Here is a 2613-nt window from a genome sequence, read left to right as displayed (position 1 = left end):
TGCATATTCCGGCCGATCATGAACACCAATTCCGATTCAACGTGAACACCATTTCCGGACCAATGTGAACGCTCATTCCGGTTCAACCTGAACACTTCGCCCCTCCTTTCCGGAAACAGTGTTCAACATCCCGGAATCACTGTTCACATTCACCGGAATCATCCTTAACGCATTGATTTAAAAACCTTTGATACGCTCTCCCTTTTGCCAGGGAAGAGCCTATGTCTGCCAAGAGGATTGCAATGCGTAAAATTCGTGAAGTGCTGCGACTGCGGCTGGAAGCTGACCTCTCTGTTCGCCAAATCAGTATCTGTACCAAGGTCAGTGTCGGCTCCATCCAGAAACTCCTCAAAAGTGCCCAGGCGCTCGGCCTTACCTGGCCCTTACCTACCGAGCTTGATGATGGCCGACTGGCTGCCCTGTTCTATCCGCAGGCCGATACCACCATCTCGGCCCGCCATGTTGTGCCGGATTGGCCCTCTGTCCATCAGGAGCTCAAGCGCAAGGGGGTCTCCAAACAGCTGCTCTGGGAGGAGTACACCCAGCGCTATCCCAATAGCTGTTACAGCTACTCCCAGTTCTGTGACCGTTACAAGTCCTGGTGTCAGTTGCAAAAGCGCTCCATGCGCCAGATCCACAAGGCGGGGGAAAAGCTCTTTATCGACTACTGCGGGCCCACGGTGCCCATCGTGTCGCCGACTACGGGTGAGGTCCGTCAGGCACAAGTCTTTGTCGCCGTGCTCGGTGCGTCCAACTACACCTTTGCCGAGGCCACCTGGTCCCAGTCACTGCCGGACTGGCTGCAAAGCCATGTCCGTGCCTTTGAGTTTTTCGGCGGGACACCGGTACTGCTGATCCCCGACAACCTCAAGAGCGGTGTCAGCAAGGCTTGCCGATACGATCCCGAGCTCAACCCCAGCTACCAGCAGTTGGCCGAGCACTATCAGGTGGCGGTGATGCCAGCTCGCCCTTACAAGCCTAAGGACAAAGCCAAGGCCGAGGTGGGTGTGCAGATCGTCGAGCGCTGGATCCTGGCTCGTCTACGCCATCAGACCTTCTTCTCGCTTGCCGAGCTAAACCAGTGCATCCGGGCTTTGTTGAATGAGCTCAACGAGCGCCCGTTCAAGCAGCTGCCCGGTAACCGACGCGAGGCGTTTGAGCAGTTGGACCGCCCGGCACTGGGGTCACTACCGGTGCATCCCTATCGCTATGTCGCCATCAAAACGGTCAAGGTCAACATCGACTATCACGTCAGCTATGAGCAGCACCATTACTCGGTGCCGCACCAGTATGTGGGTCAGCAACTGGAGCTCCATGCGGGCGATACCCTGCTTCAGGTCTATCACCAGCAACAGCTGGTCGCGAGCCATCCGCGTAAAACCATCCCGGGGATGAGCACACTCCCTGAGCACATGCCGGAACGTCACAGCAAGCAGCAACGCTGGACGCCAGGGCGTCTTAAGCAGTGGGCTGCCGACATCGGACCGGGCACCTTGTGCTGGGTTAGCGAACGGCTGGCAGAGAAAGCCCATGCCGAGCAGGCATACCGACTCTGCCTGGGACTGCTGAGTCTTAGCCGGGAGTATCCGCCATCACGAGTCGAAGCCTGTTGCCAGCTGGCCAACCGGGAAGGACTGGTGCGGCTCAAGCAGCTCAAGTCGGTGCTGACCAGTGGCCGCGACCAACTGCCCGCAAGTCCGCTCAGTTATCCAGAACTGCCGCAAGAGCACGAGAACATCCGCGGCCCCCAGAGCTTCCACTAAAGAGGATACGTCCCATGACCCAACAAACGCTGACCCGCTTGAGACACCTGAAACTGACTGGCATGGCGGATGCCGTGCAACAACAACTGGAACAGGCAAGTACCTACGAAGGGCTGCCCTTCATCGAGCGGCTAAGCCTGCTGGTCGAACACGAACAACTGAGCCGGGAGCAGCGTAAACAAGCTCGGCTGGTCAAGCAGGCGAGGCTCAAACTCCAGGCCACGGTGCAAGAGGTGGACTACCAGTCTGCACGCAACCTGGAGCGGTCACAGGTGGCAAACCTGGCCCAAGGAGAGTGGCTGCGCCGGGGCCAGAACCTGCTCATTACCGGCCCCTGTGGCTGCGGAAAAACCTACCTAGCCTGTGCGCTGGGCTACCAAGCCTGTCAGCAGGGGCACAGCACTCGTTACTACCGGCTGCCGCGTCTGCTACTTGAGCTGAGCCAGGCCAAGGTAGATGGCAGTTACGCCAGACTGCTGGGTCAACTGGCAAGGATAGAGCTGCTGATCCTGGATGACTGGGGACTGGAAGCGGTGAATGCCGAGCAGCGCAACGCCCTGCTGGAGATCATGGATGATCGGTACGGGAAATACTCGACGGTCGTGGTCAGTCAGCTGCCAACGGAAGAGTGGTACGCGAGCTTGGGGGACAACACTCTGGCAGATGCGATCCTGGACCGGCTGATGCACAACGCTCACCGGCTGTCACTGAAGGGAGAATCGATGAGAAAGAGGAGAAGTGAGTTGACCCAATCTGAACACTCGAGTTAGAAACGGGGTGACGTGAGCGCGTTAAGGATCAGGGTGTTCACGTTGGCCGGAATGGCTGTTCAACTTCGCCGGAATACGCA

2 protein-coding genes are annotated in these 2613 nt (G+C 58.2%); both read left to right on the top strand.

Translation table 11 applies throughout. The features are described 5' to 3' along the window. Positions 1–221: 221 nt before the first annotated feature. A complete protein-coding gene (istA, locus tag OKC29_RS22955; protein ID WP_041206683.1) occupies positions 222–1763 on the top strand; it encodes an IS21-like element ISAs29 family transposase in 1542 nt (513 codons plus the stop codon). Positions 1764–1777: 14 nt separating this feature from the next. After that, positions 1778–2533: an IS21-like element ISAs29 family helper ATPase IstB gene (gene istB, locus OKC29_RS22950; RefSeq protein ID WP_000194037.1), complete on the top strand. Its 756-nt coding sequence runs from the start codon at positions 1778–1780 to the stop codon at positions 2531–2533. The last annotated feature ends 80 nt before the right edge of the window (positions 2534–2613 follow it).

Source organism: Aeromonas sp. QDB34, assembly GCF_027705405.1.
In the GTDB taxonomy this organism is placed as follows: Bacteria; Pseudomonadota; Gammaproteobacteria; order Enterobacterales; family Aeromonadaceae; genus Aeromonas; species Aeromonas hydrophila.
Note: the sequence above shows the minus strand (reverse complement) of the source record. Positions and strands in the feature narration are given on the sequence as shown.

Excerpts from the sequence above, each read along its gene's own strand:
- istA (WP_041206683.1), top strand. The coding sequence starts at position 222 with ATGTCTGCCAAGAGGATTGCAATGCGTAAAATTCGTGAAGTGCTGCGA.
- istB (WP_000194037.1), top strand. The coding sequence starts at position 1,778 with ATGACCCAACAAACGCTGACCCGCTTGAGACACCTGAAACTGACTGGC.